The sequence below is a fragment of the Bacteroides faecichinchillae JCM 17102 genome, from assembly GCF_000614145.1.
In the GTDB taxonomy this organism is placed as follows: domain Bacteria; phylum Bacteroidota; class Bacteroidia; order Bacteroidales; family Bacteroidaceae; genus Bacteroides; species Bacteroides faecichinchillae.
In genome coordinates, this window is record NZ_BAKK01000068.1 from 1 (window position 1) to 15,293 (window position 15,293).

11 protein-coding genes, 1 tRNA gene and 1 pseudogene are annotated in these 15,293 nt (G+C 38.2%); 5 read left to right on the forward strand and 8 right to left on the reverse strand.

What is annotated here, in order from left to right:
* Window positions 1–39: 39 nt before the first annotated feature.
* From JCM17102_RS19485 to yaaA, 3 genes are all read right to left on the reverse strand, one after another.
* Window positions 40–114: transfer RNA gene (locus tag JCM17102_RS19485), tRNA-Val, on the reverse strand.
* A gap of 446 nt (window positions 115–560) precedes the next feature.
* A complete protein-coding gene (locus JCM17102_RS19490; protein WP_025076385.1) occupies window positions 561–1,112 on the reverse strand; it encodes a sugar O-acetyltransferase in 552 nt (183 codons plus the stop codon).
* 4 nt (window positions 1,113–1,116) lie between these two features.
* Window positions 1,117–1,890: a peroxide stress protein YaaA gene (gene yaaA, locus JCM17102_RS19495; RefSeq protein ID WP_025076386.1), complete on the reverse strand. Its 774-nt coding sequence runs from the start codon at window positions 1,888–1,890 to the stop codon at window positions 1,117–1,119.
* A 107-nt stretch (window positions 1,891–1,997) separates the two neighbouring features.
* On the opposite strand from yaaA, the gene JCM17102_RS19500 reads away from it, so the two are divergent.
* Window positions 1,998–2,762 carry a PAS domain-containing protein gene (locus tag JCM17102_RS19500; RefSeq protein ID WP_033887140.1) on the forward strand — a complete coding sequence of 255 codons (765 nt, stop codon included), beginning with the start codon at window positions 1,998–2,000 and terminating at the stop codon, window positions 2,760–2,762.
* Between the two features lie 247 nt (window positions 2,763–3,009).
* A complete protein-coding gene (locus tag JCM17102_RS19510) occupies window positions 3,010–4,314 on the forward strand; it encodes a PAS domain-containing sensor histidine kinase (RefSeq protein ID WP_025076389.1) in 1,305 nt (434 codons plus the stop codon).
* A gap of 155 nt (window positions 4,315–4,469) precedes the next feature.
* Here the strand turns inward: JCM17102_RS19510 and carB are convergent.
* The 5 genes and pseudogenes from carB to JCM17102_RS19540 all read right to left on the reverse strand — a co-directional run bounded on the left by carB (window position 4,470) and on the right by JCM17102_RS19540 (window position 9,361).
* A pseudogene (carB, locus tag JCM17102_RS28555) lies at window positions 4,470–7,690 on the reverse strand (carbamoyl-phosphate synthase (glutamine-hydrolyzing) large subunit).
* A gap of 335 nt (window positions 7,691–8,025) precedes the next feature.
* Window positions 8,026–8,202 (reverse strand): hypothetical protein, encoded by a 177-nt coding sequence (locus tag JCM17102_RS30765; protein ID WP_159106364.1) that lies wholly within the window; start codon window positions 8,200–8,202, stop codon window positions 8,026–8,028.
* 40 nt (window positions 8,203–8,242) lie between these two features.
* Window positions 8,243–8,560 (reverse strand): 6-bladed beta-propeller, encoded by a 318-nt coding sequence (locus JCM17102_RS32030; protein WP_306302493.1) that lies wholly within the window; start codon window positions 8,558–8,560, stop codon window positions 8,243–8,245.
* On the reverse strand, window positions 8,554–9,009 hold the full coding sequence (locus JCM17102_RS19535) for a hypothetical protein (protein ID WP_025076391.1): 456 nt from the start codon (window positions 9,007–9,009) through the stop codon (window positions 8,554–8,556). The genes JCM17102_RS32030 and JCM17102_RS19535 overlap by 7 nt, the downstream gene beginning before the upstream one ends.
* Window positions 9,010–9,121: 112 nt before the next feature.
* Entirely contained in the window at window positions 9,122–9,361 is a 240-nt protein-coding gene (locus tag JCM17102_RS19540) for a hypothetical protein (protein WP_025076392.1), read from the reverse strand.
* Between the two features lie 108 nt (window positions 9,362–9,469).
* Between JCM17102_RS19540 and JCM17102_RS19545 the strand changes: the two genes are divergently transcribed.
* The 3 genes from JCM17102_RS19545 to trpS all read left to right on the forward strand — a co-directional run bounded on the left by JCM17102_RS19545 (window position 9,470) and on the right by trpS (window position 15,224).
* Window positions 9,470–10,753 (forward strand): 3-keto-disaccharide hydrolase, encoded by a 1,284-nt coding sequence (locus JCM17102_RS19545; protein WP_025076393.1) that lies wholly within the window; start codon window positions 9,470–9,472, stop codon window positions 10,751–10,753.
* Window positions 10,754–11,775: 1,022 nt separating this feature from the next.
* Window positions 11,776–13,959, forward strand: a complete 2,184-nt coding sequence (locus tag JCM17102_RS19550) for a glycosyl hydrolase (RefSeq protein ID WP_025076394.1) — start codon at window positions 11,776–11,778, stop codon at window positions 13,957–13,959.
* A gap of 167 nt (window positions 13,960–14,126) precedes the next feature.
* Entirely contained in the window at window positions 14,127–15,224 is a 1,098-nt protein-coding gene (trpS, locus tag JCM17102_RS19555; RefSeq protein ID WP_025076395.1) for a tryptophan--tRNA ligase, read from the forward strand.
* The last annotated feature ends 69 nt before the right edge of the window (window positions 15,225–15,293 follow it).

Here is a 15,293-nt window from a genome sequence, read left to right on the forward strand (position 1 = left end):
CGCCCTTGTTAATGAGCCGGAAGTGCTTGTGTTTTAGTGTGGGCGTTGACGGATTCGAACCGCCGACCCTCTGCTTGTAAGGCAGATGCTCTGAACCAGCTGAGCTAAACGCCCTTACACTTCCGTTTCAAAAGCGATGCAAAGGTACGGCTTTTTTCGAGACCTGCAAACATTTGCTGAATTATTTTTCAAGAACTTTTCTATCTAAAAAGGAACTCATTGATTATCAATAAATAATAAATAAAGTTTTTTTCATGTAACTTTTATCTCCCTTAAAACGTTTCTTATAAATAGAATAAAAAAGATAATCGCGACTCTTTCTCTCCCATTAAATAATAAACAAAAGATGAAACGAATGATTAGTATCAGCCTATGCATGTCACTTATTGCGCAAAATTTACAGTTAAAGAGAAGAATTACGTTGGAGAAAAAAACGTAGAATTCGCAAATGTCATTTAAAAGACGATCCTTCTCTTATATGCCTTGAAGATGGCATACAAACGAAGACAACAATGCAGACACACTAAAGTCCGGAAAATAAATTTCTCAGATACTCAGTTCTAATCTTTCTTGCGGATAATGCGAGCAGGATTTCCCACCGCAACACTGTCATCAGGAATATCTTTTGTAACAACACTTCCCGCTCCAATTACACAACGGCTTCCAATCGTCACTCCAGGACATATAATCGCTCCACCTCCTATCCAGCAGTCCTCACCTATTGTTACCGGATAAGCATATTCTTTCGAACCGCGACGTTCCAAATAATCCATCGGATGATGAGGAGTATAGATCTGTACACAAGGTCCGACTAATGTATGGGCACCTATCGTAACATATCCTCCATCCAAAAATGTACAATTAGCATTCACAAAAACGTGTTCGCCCAACTGAATGCCATCTCCATGATCACAATGAAAAGGCGGACAAATGATCGAGGTCTGCGGAATTCCAGGGATCAGTTCCTCTAATAATTCTCTATATTCCTCATCATACGTACTCAATCCTCTCATTTGTGCTAATAACTTTTTAGCCCGTTCAAAACTTGCCTGTAACTCGGGCACCGACATATCAGCCAACTGGCAGCTACGCATTTTTTCTACTTCTGTCATTTTCTCATCCTTCTTTACCATTAATAAACACATAGCTTTTCTCATCCGAGAGAGATTCATCAAATTCGAATCCTTCCCACGAAAAACTTTTTAATTCTTCCGGGTCCTCTATCCTGTTTTTTAAAATAGAGCGCGTCATTTCGCCACGAGACATTTTAGTATATACAACAACCGTAGCCGGTTTCCCGTTCTTCCATACATGAAACTCAGGAGTTACCACCCGGACCTCTTTTTCTATCCGTCTCCAATCGAATAATCCCTTCATCTCGTCACTAGCCAAATTACAAAGTATTCCCCCAGCCTTCTTTATGTCATCTATAAACACATCTGTCAACCGAGACCTCCAATAAACAAACATATTTTGAGTGCCTAATTCGGGTAACACAACGTCTCCTTCCAACCTGTATGGATGAATCATATCCAATGGACGCAACAGTCCATAGCAAAAAGATGTCAGCCGCAAATGCTCTTGCGCATAAGAAAATTCCTCCACCGAAAAGTCTTGCGGATTCAAACGCTTAAACACAATTCCTGTATAAGCCAAAAAAGCAGGCAGTTCTGAAGTTCCCTCCGCGTGAAAAGCCTGATAGCGTTTATAGTTCTCAACAGCTATCTTCGAATTCACCCGCAAAATTCTTTCCAAGTCTTCCACAGAGAACTGCGACATCTGAAGAGCTATCTCAGAAGCCTCTTGCCGAAAACGTGGCATTGTTTCAAATGGGGTGGTTATCTTAGACGAACCACTCATTGTTTTAGCACAAGATAATAATACAATCATCCGATCTATCTATTTTTATCATTTAAGAAACAAATATAAATTATTTTATTGTACCTTTGTTCGTATCTGATAAAAAAAAAGTTCAACATCATCTTATAAACAAGATTATGATAACACAAAAAGCAAACATTGAGAGCAACAGCGATCTGCAACCCCCAAAAACGGTGTTAGATTATGGCACTATTTTCAACAAAGCTCCGGTAGGACTAGAATATTACGATAAAGACGGAATTCTGGTTGATATAAACGAAACAGCCCTACGGATCTATGGATGTGCCGATAAAGAACATCTATTAAAAAGCCGTATCTGTTTTTACGACCATCCCAACTACAAATCACAAATAAAAAATGAAGCTGACAAATACCGTACCTGTACTTGCAACTTCAACTATGATTTCGATTTGCTTAAAAAGGAAAACTATTACCTCGATAGTAAACGTTCCGGAAAAGTCAGGATACAAAATAAGATCGAACCTATAATAAATGAAAAAGGGGAAATTGAAGGAACTATTGTCTCAACTCTAGAGATTACCGAAGACACTAATCTGAGATACGAACAACTTTATCGTGAAAAAGAAATTATCACAGAAGCACTTCCCATTGGACTCGCCATATACGATAAAGATGGTTACCAACAATTTATCAATCCGGCATTAGCTTCTATTTTTGGAGTAGAAGATATTGAAGTTCATTTAGCTAAACATATCAATTTGTTCGAAGACCCAATAATCTCCGAACATTTAAAGGAAAACATTCGAAATAACGATATTACAGAAGCAAGTATTGAATATAGTCTTCAAGCTGTCTCCCAAACTAATTATTTCGACACTGGATTACCAGAAACTACTATAACTGCAAGAGTAGAAAAATAAAAGATAAATCCGGCAACGTTCAAGCTATTATGTTGCTCATATCCGACGCAACAAACTATGAAAGAAAAAATCAGGAACTTCAAGAAGTTTACCTGAATTTGAGTTTAGCTCTGGATGCGGGAGATATGGCCGCTTGGATGTTTGACATTCACACAAAAATGTATTACACCATTCTAGCAATACAATTGCCGGTGCTGGCATTTCCCAGGAAGATAACCTGAAAATATTACACCCTGACGACCAACAAATGCAACAAGACTTGTTGTCCTCTATAGCCCGTGGAGAAAAAGAAAAAGGAATAGCCGTATTTCGTTACTTATCAGAAGATGGTAAATACCACTATTACGAAAGCCAGATCATTCCGAAAAAAAAGAATGGAAAAATAACACATCTTACCGGCACGCAGAAAGATGTTACAGAGTGGTATAAGTTAACAGAAAAACTTAAAAGAATCAATCAGCAAAATACACTGATATTGAATAATATCAATTCCGGATTAGTCTATATATCTGCAGACTACAAGGTTATCTGGGAAAATGTATCTTTCATTTTCCCAGAACAATCTAACGGAAAGCGATACTACGAAGCAGGAAAACTATGTTATGAAAGTGCTAAAGATTCGGATTCTCCCTGTCAAGGATGCACTATGATGAGAGCTATGGAATCTAAAAATGTAGAACACTCTGAATATTCTATTCTTGGTAAAATAATAGAAATTTATGCTAATCCTATTTTGAACGAACAAAACGAAGTGGAGGGAGTCATACTACGAATTGATGATATTACTCAACGCAAACAGATTCAGAATGAGTTGGAAGCTACAAGAAACGAAGCGCTTGCTTCTAATGAGAAATTAAAACAGGCTAGAGACAAAGCAGAACAGTCCGATAAGTTAAAATCTGCCTTCCTTGCCAACATGAGCCATGAAATCCGCACCCCTCTCAATGCCATTGTCGGTTTCTCCGAACTCCTTCATAACACTGTCAATAAGGAAGAAAGTGCCGAATATTGGAAGATCATCTCTACTAATAACAATTTACTTTTAACGCTAATAGGTGACATTCTCGATCTCTCCAAAATAGAAGCAGGTTATGTTGATTTGGTAAACAGAGAATTTGATATCACTCAGCTTTTTGAAGAGATGTCAACTCTTTATAAGCAAAAGATGAATGACAAAGTTACCTTCCGCTGCTATACTCCATATCAAAGTTACATTGTTAATTTGGATAAAAACCGTTTGACTCAAATCCTGACCAACTTTGTCAATAATGCAATCAAATTCACCCAAGAAGGCTTTATTGAAATAGGATATGCTATTTGCAATGATTTTCTAAGAATTTATTGTTCGGATACAGGCATCGGCATCTCGGAAGAAAACACTGTCAAAGTATTCGGACGCTTTGAGAAATTAAACGATTTTGCGCAAGGTACCGGATTGGGACTCTCGATTTGCAAAGCAATAGTAGATGCACAAGGAGGTACAATCGGAGTTAATTCGAAGACAAACGAGGGTTCCACATTCTGGGCAGAATTACCACTAAATAAAAATTGAGACTATCCGAAAAGTCTGTAAACCTGATCGTTTTGTCATTCAGTACATTGTTCTCCCCCAATAACGGGGAGTTTCGACGACATTTAGGATGACAAAAGATAGTATACAGTAACTTTCCGGGCAGTCTCAGTTTATATATCCTCAGATAACAGACTTTATTTATATTCTTGCCAGCTTTTTATCTGAATATCGCTCAACTTCAATTCACAGAATGCTTCGATAAAAGCACTTGCCAAACGAGCATTGGTAATCAAAGGAATGTTATGATCGATAGCGCCACGACGGATACGATACCCATTCGTTAATTCGCGCTTACTGTGATTCTTCGGGATATTGACTATCAAGTCGAACTTATGATCTGCAATCATCTTCATTACATTATCTTCAGCACCCGTTTTTTCATCCGGCCAATAAACCGGAATAGTCTCAACACCATGAGCATTCAAGAATGCAGCAGTTCCGGAAGTTGCATAAATCTGATAACCTTTAGCAAATAACATACGGCTTGCATCCAATAAATCAACTTTCGATTTCATTGCACCCGAAGAGAACATTACCGCTTTTTCAGGAATCTTGAATCCGGTAGCAATCATAGAATTAAGCAAGGCCTCAGAGAAGTCATCACCAATACAACCAACCTCTCCTGTAGATGACATATCTACGCCTAATACTGGGTCAGCTTTGTGCAAACGTGAGAAAGAGAATTGAGAAGCTTTTACACCAATCCAATCAATATCAAAAGCTGATTTATCAGGACGAGTATAAGGTGCATCCAGCATGATACGGGTAGCTGTTTCGATAAAGTTACGTTTCAGCACCTTAGATACAAACGGGAAGCTACGAGAAGCACGCAAGTTACATTCAATAACCTTCACTTCGTTGTTACGAGCCAGGAACTGAATATTGAACGGACCGGAAATATTTAATTCTTTTGCAATCTGACGGCTGATCTTCTTGATACGACGTGCGGTTGCAAAGTAAATTTTCTGAGCCGGGAATACTAATGTTGCATCACCAGAGTGTACTCCGGCAAATTCTACATGTTCAGAAATCGCATATTCTACCACTTCACCGTTTTGAGCGACAGCATCAAATTCAATTTCTTTTGTATTTTCAAGGAACTGAGAAACAACAACCGGATATTCTTTAGAAACTTCGGCAGCCATCTTCAGGAAGTTTTCCAACTCTTCATCATCGTAGCAAACATTCATTGCAGCTCCCGAAAGAACGTAAGAAGGACGAACCAATACCGGATAGCCAACTTTATCAACGAAGCCTTTCACATCTTCAAGACTGGTCAATTCCTGCCAAGCCGGCTGGTCGATACCAAGTTGGTCGAGCATAGCAGAGAACTTGTTACGGTTTTCTGCACGGTCGATAGATACCGGAGAAGTTCCTAATACCGGAACAGACTGGCGATAAAGTTTCATTGCCAGATTGTTCGGGATCTGTCCACCTACAGATACGATCACACCGCGCGGTTGTTCCAAGTCGATCACATCGAGCACACGTTCGAATGAAAGTTCGTCAAAGTACAGACGGTCACACATATCATAGTCAGTAGATACTGTTTCAGGATTGTAGTTGATCATGATAGACTTATAACCCAATTTGCGAGCAGTCTGTACAGCATTCACAGAACACCAGTCAAATTCTACCGAGCTACCAATACGATAAGCACCTGAACCTAAAACAACTACTGATTTTTCATTTTTGTAATAATTCACATCATAACCTTCTACTGCATAAGTCATATACAGATAGTTAGTCAGTTCCGGATGTTCGGAAGCAACCGTATTGATACGTTTCACAGCCGGAAGAATGCCCAATGCTTTACGATGTGCACGCACAGCCAGGTTTTCTTTTTCCATATTACCTACCGGATTCAATACGAAACGTGCAATCTGGAAATCAGAGAAACCTAAAACCTTAGCTTTGCGCATCACTCAGTCGGAATATCTTCTACCTTGTTATAAGTAGAAAGTTTTGCTTTGTAATCAACAATATTTTTCAGTTTACCAAGAAACCAAGGATCGATTTTTGTCAGTTCATGAATACGTTCGATAGTATATCCTTCTTCCAAAGCCTGTGCGATAGCAAAAACACGCAAGTCTGTCGGACGAGAAAGTTCGCGATCAAGATCATCAAAATGCAAGTCGTCGTTACCAACGAAGCCATGCATTCCCTGACCGATCATACGAAGTCCCTTCTGGATAATTTCTTCAAAAGAATGCCCAATAGCCATGATCTCACCTACCGACTTCATACTCGAACCAATTTCACGAGATACGCCGGCAAACTTCGTCAAGTCCCAACGAGGAATCTTACAGATATAGTAATCAAGTTGCGGAGCCACATAAGCTGAGTTTGGAGTACCCATTTCACCGATCTGATCAAGTGTATAACCTAAAGCAACCTTTGCAGCAACAAATGCCAACGGATATCCGGTAGCTTTAGAAGCCAAAGCAGAAGAACGGCTCAAACGGGCATTTACTTCGATCACACGATAATCATCTGTCTCAGAATTGAATGCGTACTGGATGTTACATTCACCGACAATACCTAAGTGACGAATACATTTTGTAGAAAGTTCCTTAAGCAAAGCCAATTCCTTATCGTCCAACGAACAAGTAGGAGCCACAACAATTGACTCACCTGTATGTATACCCAGCGGGTCAAAGTTTTCCATACTGGCTACAGTGAAGCAATGATCGTTAGCATCACGAATCACTTCAAATTCGATTTCTTTCCAACCTTTCAAAGATTCTTCTACCAGAATTTGCTTAGAGAAAGTAAACGAACTTTCAGCCAATTTCAAGAATTCCTCTTCGTTAGCACAGATACCGCTGCCAAGACCTCCCAATGCATAAGCCGAACGCACCATGACAGGATAACCAATTCTGCGAGCAGCAGCAATAGCATCTTCCATGTTTTCTACAGCCTGGCTCACCGGAGTCTTCATATCAATCTCGTTCAGTTTCTTAACGAACAAATCGCGGTCTTCAGTATACATGATTGCTTCCACTGAAGTTCCCAATACTTTCACACCATATTTATCAAGGATACCTTGCGTGTACAGTTCAGCGCCACAGTTCAAAGCTGTCTGTCCACCAAAAGCCAGCAAAATGCCGTCCGGACGTTCTTTCTTGATAATCTCCTCTACAAAATAAGTAGTAACGGGAAGGAAATACACTTTATCAGCAATTCCTTCGGAAGTCTGAATAGTTGCGATGTTCGGGTTTACCAGTACCGAGCTGATACCTTCTTCTTTCAAAGCTTTCAGTGCTTGTGAGCCTGAGTAGTCGAATTCTCCGGCCTGTCCGATCTTGAGTGCTCCAGAACCCAAAACGAGGACTTTCTTGATTTCCTTTTCCATTTCTTTTGTTGTTATAATAAGTTGTTATTTCTAAGTTCGTTCATAAAAAAATGCGTTACCCTCAAAAAAGGATTAACGCATTACCAAAGAACTAAAATATCGTTTTTGGAATAAAGAGAAGAAGCTGACCGATTCCGGATGAAATACATCCGAACGGAGATAATACTTACTTCTAATTTCCTGTTGATTCATTTTATCTTCAAAATTTGTGCAAAGTAACGACATATTTTGGACATAGCAAAAAGAAATATTTATTTTTTTATAAATTCCTTCTATCAACAGTTCGTTAAACTTTAATTTAATGAGGAACACTTTTATTTCCTATTTCAATCCGTCTAGTATATCAAACTCCCTTTATCAAAATGCTCTTTAAGCTTTCCTATAAACATAATATTGTTTCCGTTTTCATCAATGGAATTCTTTAATACTTCCAATACTTTACGATCTTTATCCGAACAATCGGAACCACAAAGCCGTTCATCAATCAAATCCAATAGTTTATATGGCTCCAAACATTTGATAATACCATCCGTTTTTTATAGAAGTTACCTTTTATATCATATTCTTGAAGGGGACCACCACCCATGTCCCCCAGACATATTCTATTATTTTTTCATTCAGTGCAGCGTCATAGACATATTTATATTCTCCCGGTCCTTGTCCAATGCGTCCAATACATCCCAAAAACTGACCTTGGTGATTAAACAACTTAAAAGGAGATGCCTCATCGGATATTCCGATATAATTATCAGAAATATAGGTTCTCCACCCTCTAACTAAAACCGAAGCCGAATCTTCAAAACGAACAATCTTAAAATCTGTAATCCAGTCACTCAGTTTTGTTTGGGCAACATCCCGATTGATTAACAGAAAAGAGCAAAAGCCAAACCTCCGTCATAATCATTAAATATGCCTAAATGTAAATTATGAGTATCGTATTCAGCGTTAAAGTCATTCTCAACACGATTGAGCTTCCCTGTCTTCTTATCATAAACCAAATAATTACAACTAGCAAACTCCCTCCAACTTTTTCCTATTAAATAGTCTACGATAAAAAAATGATTGTCTTCAAACACCCAGGTAGCATACAATTTATTGTCCAGACAATATTGACGGTATTCTATTTCATCTCCTCCCACAGATTCAAGCCGTTTATCCAACGGAACTTTCGATATCTTCTGTTCTATCAGAACAGGACGAAGTGTCATATCCGGCTGAATAGCAAACAAAGTATCTCCATAGCACCGATGATATCTCAATCCTTCACTACAGTGGAATAGAGGACGAGGCCAACTCTCATGATAAGTATGAAAATTCATCCTTTCTTAATTTATAAAATCCAGTTCATATTCATTATACCCAGCATTATATTCAGCTCTGGCAAACAAACTGTCATTGACAGTTAAAAAGTAAAAACCATAAAAGCTATTGTCATCTATTTTTCGCCCGAATACAATCCAATTCTTTTCCTTTGAAATCATAAACCTTTATTTGATTAGGTTTAGTTGTATATATGTAAAATCTAGAATTTTCAACATCCATATCAAAAGATCCACAAAATGGCAGTGGTACTTTATAAGCCAATTCACCCGAACTATTGAAAGCAAATAAATCAGCACACAATAAAATCAATAATTGTTTGGCAACTGCATATTCCTTCAAATAAACCAAATTCGCATTATTTTTATTTCCTCTGACGAGAAATTAAAGAATCATCATATATCTTTGGAAATAAAAACTAACTTTGTCCCAATATTAACCCAATCTTATTCTAAAACCATGAAAGTAGTAATAACTAAAGCAACTACAGGACTACTCGCGGCATGCGCGATTACATTGGCTTTGTTTAGCTCTTGCGAAACAAAACAGAACGTACTAACCCCCGAAGAAATAGCCGATGGCTGGCAACTTCTTTTCGACGGGAAGACTCTCGACGGCTGGAAAGATTACAATGGAACAACACTGACTCAACCTTGGCACGTAGTGGATGGATGCATTCAAGCGAAAGGTGATGGTAGTGATGCCAGCGGATATATCGTAACGGATAAACAATATGAGAATTTTGAACTTTCCTGGGATTGGAAACTTTCAAAAGGAGGAAACAGTGGAATGTTATATCATGTAGTAGAACGTCCGCAATTTGCCGTACCATATGTTACAGGTCCGGAGTATCAATTGATCGACGAACCAAACTTCCCGGAGCCACTCGAAGAATGGCAAAAGTTAGGTGTAGACTATGCAATGCATCTGCCTGACCAATCCAAAATGAAAGTCAATCCGCAAGGAGAATGGAACAATTCAAAAATCGTATTCGACAACGGTCATGTGGAACATTGGCTAAACGGAGAAAAGATATTGGAATTCGAAGCTTGGACAGACGATTGGTATGCAAAGAAAAATAGTGGAAAATGGGCTAACGCTCCAGAATATGGCTTGGCTAAAAAAGGGGTACTTTGCTTACAAGACCATGGTTATCCCGCCTCTTTCCGCAATCTCAAGATCAAAGAACTTCCCCGGAAATCGAAAGAAGTCGATTTATTCAACGGTACTGATCTGAAAGGTTGGGAAGCATACGGAACGGAACTTTGGTATGTAAAAGATGGTTTGTTGGTTTGCGAAAGCGGTCCGGACAAACAATACGGATATCTGGCTACACGTGATTACTATGATGATTTTGATTTGACAGTGGAATTCAAACAGGAAGCAGATGGTAACTCAGGTGTATTTATCCGGTCTTTCATTGAAGAAGGTGTGAAAGTAAACGGATGGCAGGTTGAAGTAGCTCCGAAAGGTCATGATACAGGTGGTATTTATGAGTCGTATGGGCGCGGTTGGCTAGTACAAATTCCGGATGAAAAGGAAAATATTCTGAAAGAAGGTGACTGGAATACTATGCGTATTAAAGTACAAGGTAACAATGTACAAACTTGGTTGAATGGTCAGGAGATGGTCAATATCGACGACGAAAAGATTGGTGCCGGACAAGGGCGCATCGCTTTACAGATACATGATGGCGGTGGTATCAAGGTTCTTTGGAGAAATCTAAAATTAAAGACTTTGTAAAAAACACCCTTCTTCCTTATCTCTGTTGAAACAGGCAAGGAAGAGAATGAAATAGCTCTTGAACGGGACATCTCAGTTCAAGAGCTATTTTTTATTCGAGACTAATCTATTTACCCTTTTTACACAAGAGTTCAAAGAGTCTTTTCCAAAGCATTTATGATACCAAACAAGTACTTTAAACATACTACTGCTATATGACTATATCTTATTTTACTTTAAATTATCGAATTTAATAGTCTCCCAAGAAACAAACAGCACATCACAATCTATGGAAAAAGGCTGTAATAATAGTATTTAAACCGTTTATTTAGTTATTTTACACGCTGCATTAATGCCTTTTTCCACCGTTGATAAATCGTTTCACATACATGGACCCATCGGTTCCCGTACGTGATCTATTCGGTTCATGTACGTAGTCCGAACGTTTCACGTACATAAAACAAAAGCATACACCCTACAAAATATACTAATAAAACCTTGTCTACATATTAAGTCCACTTACGTTTCTACTATTACACGCGATATTTTAAGGTAAAACCTATCAAATCACCAACAAACAAGTGACATCATAAGAGTAAAATTGGGTTTTCAACGAAAACCAAACGTGGTAATTCGCGTCAGAATACAAATTAATGGCAGATAATGCTGTCTTTAACATTTGGATACATAGTTACTTATTATGATTTTATTCACTGTAAATCAATATCTTAAACAAAGCATAGAAAATAAAAGAGTGATAATAGTTTTCTTAAATAGTCCTATTATCACCTTATTATCACCAACTATTATCACCACTAAACATCATATTATAAGGATCTTATCTTTAAAAAGTGACAAATGACAATAGAAAGCACGAATAAAATCTCATAGAAAAGAAAACCCAGAATTTAAGGTGTAACTAAGTATCCAATAATACAAGAAAATTATATTCTTTATTCATTCATCTAAAATTATCTCTATTATTTACAATGATTAATCACTAAAAAAGAATACTTTTGTTATTCAATACAAATTACATCATAATGAAACACCTATTTCGCATATCTTTATTCACCGCTTTCCTATTATTAGGTAGTTGTCCTATCCATCCGGTCAAAGCACAAATCACTGCAAATGAGTTCAAAAATCCTCCTATCAATTATCGTCCCGTACCTCTTTGGTTCTGGAATAACAGTACCATTGAAGAAAATGAACTGCAAATACAATTTCAGCAGATGATAACAAAAGACGGATATGGAGGTTGTGCTATTCTTCCGTTTGGAAACGGATTCCGACCTCAATATCTTTCGGATGAATATTTCACACTTTACGGAAAAGCGATAAAAGAAGCTGAGAAAGTAAAGGCACAGTTATCTCTTTATGATGAATACGGCTTTCCCAGTGGAAGCATGGGAGCAATTAATGGAGACGACACTCCACGTTTTATGAATAAATATCCGGAGGCTACCATCAAAAGACTGGATAAAGTAGAATACTCCGTATCTCCAGGAGAGCGTTTCAGTCAGCAGATTCCGCAAGGCAAGTTAATGGCAGTAATGGCAATGGATACTGTCACTTTCAAACGAATATCGCTAAGAAAGCAAATTCAAAATGGAAAAGTAAATTGGACTGTTCCGCAAGGAGCATGGAAAGTATTCTTTTTTGTCTGTGTAAAGGACGGTGATCCTAATGTGGATTACTTATCACCGGAGGCAGTAAAATTGTTCATAAGTGAAACACATGAAACTTATTATAAACATTTTCCTGACGCTTTTGGCAAAACCATCACAACTACCTTCTTTGACGAACCTACCATGTACAGGGCAGGAGGAAGAATATGGACGAATGACTATAACGACAAATTTATCAAACGATATGGGTTCTCACCTGAATTGTTATATCCGGCACTGTGGTACAATATAGGTGAAAAGACTCCTGCTGCACGTAATTACTTATTCGGATTTCGTTCACAACTATATGCGGAAGGTTTTATGAAAACTATCCAAGAGTGGTCCGAAAAGCATGGTATCCAATCTACGGGACATCAAGATCAGGAAGAGATTCTTAATCCTGTAAGTGTCTCAGGAGATTTGATGTTGTGTGGTAAATATATGGGTATTCCGGGGATAGATAAAATAGGAGGTGGACGGCCTACGGAACAATTCTATAAAGTAGTGTCTTCCTCAGCTCAGAACTGGGATAAAGCATTCGTCATGTCCGAAACGTATGGGGCAATGGGTAATATATCTGTAGAAACACTCTACCGGATTGCAATGGAGCAGTATACAAAAGGAATCAATCACTTGATTCCTCATGCTGTATGGTATAATGATCAGTCTGTGACGTTCTTACCCGAACTGTCTTATCGTAATCCTATTTATAATAAAGAACTACCGGCTTTCAATCTGTTCCTCTCACGTTTAAATTATGTTTTGGCCAGATCTGGCAGGCATATAGCTGATATTGCAATGATCTACCCGATTGAATCTTTGCGATCAGAACACTATCTGGATGGTACTAAAGGACATTATGAAGGAGGAGTAGAAATACCGAATGTAGATTATACACATATATCTACCATATTGACAGATAGTTTAGGTAAAGATTTCACTTATTTGCATCCGGAAGTTATCAACAACAAATGCCGGATAAAAGACAGTAAGTTAGTTCTCAATAATAAAATCAATAACGAAAAATATAGCATACTGATTGTCCCCAGCATGAAAACAATATCAGTAGCCAATTTAAAGATAATAGAAAAGTTTTATAATGCCGGTGGATGCATATTATTTACAACTCAACTACCGGAACAATCCGTAGAGTTCGGTCAAAACGAGAGAGTTAAAAATACAATTAACCGCATATTACATAACCCAAAAGGAAGAGGGAAAGCTTTCTTTATCCAAAGCCCTTCATCGGAAACCGTAAAAAGAATACTGGATTTATGCAATGTTACTTTCGACGTAGACTTCGTAAACCAGCAACCATTGAACTATATACATAAAATTTATGACAACCGTTCAGTATATTACTTTGCCAATTTAAGTAAATCTCCACGTAATTCGAAAATAGTACTTAAAGGGAAAATACATCCGGTCCTATTCAATCCACACACAGGGGAGACGAGTGAAATACCTTTCACTCACCAGACAAAAAATGAAACGGAAGTTACTGTATTGACATTATCACTGGATGGAAACTCGTCTGCATTCCTGATAGAACAATGAAGAAACAGAAAACTCATCTATCAATCGTTTTTCAACTGAATATTCATTTTGATGCAAACAAAAGATAAACAACAAAATGCGTAATAGTGCCAACTAAGAAAACTCATTTTATTTGTATCTTCTGTGGTTTCTAACTATCTTTGCGTCTCCATATTAAATATATAGCAATGAGCAAAGAAAAGATTATATTGACGGGTGACCGTCCTACCGGAAGACTCCACATAGGACATTATGTTGGTTCACTGAAACGCAGAGTTGAACTACAAGATGCAGGCGATTACAACAAAATGTTTGTATTCATCGCCGATGCACAAGCATTGACCGACAATATAGACAATCCCGAAAAGGTGCGCCAGAATGTGATTGAAGTCGCTCTTGACTATCTTGCTTGCGGACTGGACCCTACTAAAGCTACTATCTTTATACAATCTCAAATACCGGAGCTGTGTGAACTCAGTTTCTACTTTATGGACCTCGTTACTGTATCACGCTTACAACGTAACCCGACTGTAAAGACTGAGATTCAGATGCGTAACTTCGAGACTAGTATACCGGTAGGTTTCTTCACTTACCCTATCAGTCAGGCGGCTGATATCACAGCTTTTCGTGCAACAACTGTTCCTGTAGGCGAAGATCAGGAACCAATGCTTGAACAGGCTCGTGAGATTGTGCGTCGTTTCAATTATATTTATGGCGAAACTCTTGTAGAACCGGAAATTCTATTGCCGGACAATGCAGCTTGTCTGCGTCTGCCAGGAACTGATGGTAAAGCGAAAATGAGCAAATCTTTAGGTAACTGCATCTATCTGTCGGAAAGTGCAGATGAGATCCAAAAGAAAATCATGAGTATGTATACTGATCCGGGACACCTCCGCGTACAGGACCCGGGAAAGATTGAAGGTAATACAGTATTTACTTACTTAGACGCTTTCTGCCGTCCGGAACATTTTGAACTTTATTTACCGGATTATCCGAATTTAGCTGAACTGAAAGCTCATTACCAACGTGGTGGACTAGGTGATGTGAAAGTAAAACGTTTCCTGAATGCTATTATGCAGGAAATGCTTGAACCGATTCGTAATCGCCGCAAAGAGTTCAGTAAAGATATTCCAGCTGTTTATGAAATGTTGAAGAATGGTTGTGATGTAGCAAGAGCTGCCGCTGCAGATACGTTATCGGATGTAAAGAAAGCAATGAAGATTAATTATTTTGACGATGCGGAATTGATTGCAGAACAAGTAAAACGCTTCGCTGGTCAGGAATAAAAAGTTTGTAAAGAGTAAACAAAATAAGAAAGGTATACTTTCATTAAAACTGCCCCTAAAAGTCGGAAT

Bases quoted from the DNA above. Each gene is read 5' to 3' on its own strand.
- JCM17102_RS19490 (WP_025076385.1), bottom strand. From the start codon at position 1,112: ATGACAGAAGTAGAAAAAATGCGTAGCTGCCAGTTGGCTGATATGTCG.
- yaaA (WP_025076386.1), bottom strand. From the start codon at position 1,890: ATGATTGTATTATTATCTTGTGCTAAAACAATGAGTGGTTCGTCTAAG.
- JCM17102_RS19500 (WP_033887140.1), top strand. From the start codon at position 1,998: ATGATAACACAAAAAGCAAACATTGAGAGCAACAGCGATCTGCAACCC.
- JCM17102_RS19510 (WP_025076389.1), top strand. From the start codon at position 3,010: ATGCAACAAGACTTGTTGTCCTCTATAGCCCGTGGAGAAAAAGAAAAA.
- JCM17102_RS19535 (WP_025076391.1), bottom strand. From the start codon at position 9,009: ATGAATTTTCATACTTATCATGAGAGTTGGCCTCGTCCTCTATTCCAC.
- JCM17102_RS19545 (WP_025076393.1), top strand. From the start codon at position 9,470: ATGAAAGTAGTAATAACTAAAGCAACTACAGGACTACTCGCGGCATGC.
- JCM17102_RS19550 (WP_025076394.1), top strand. From the start codon at position 11,776: ATGAAACACCTATTTCGCATATCTTTATTCACCGCTTTCCTATTATTA.
- trpS (WP_025076395.1), top strand. From the start codon at position 14,127: ATGAGCAAAGAAAAGATTATATTGACGGGTGACCGTCCTACCGGAAGA.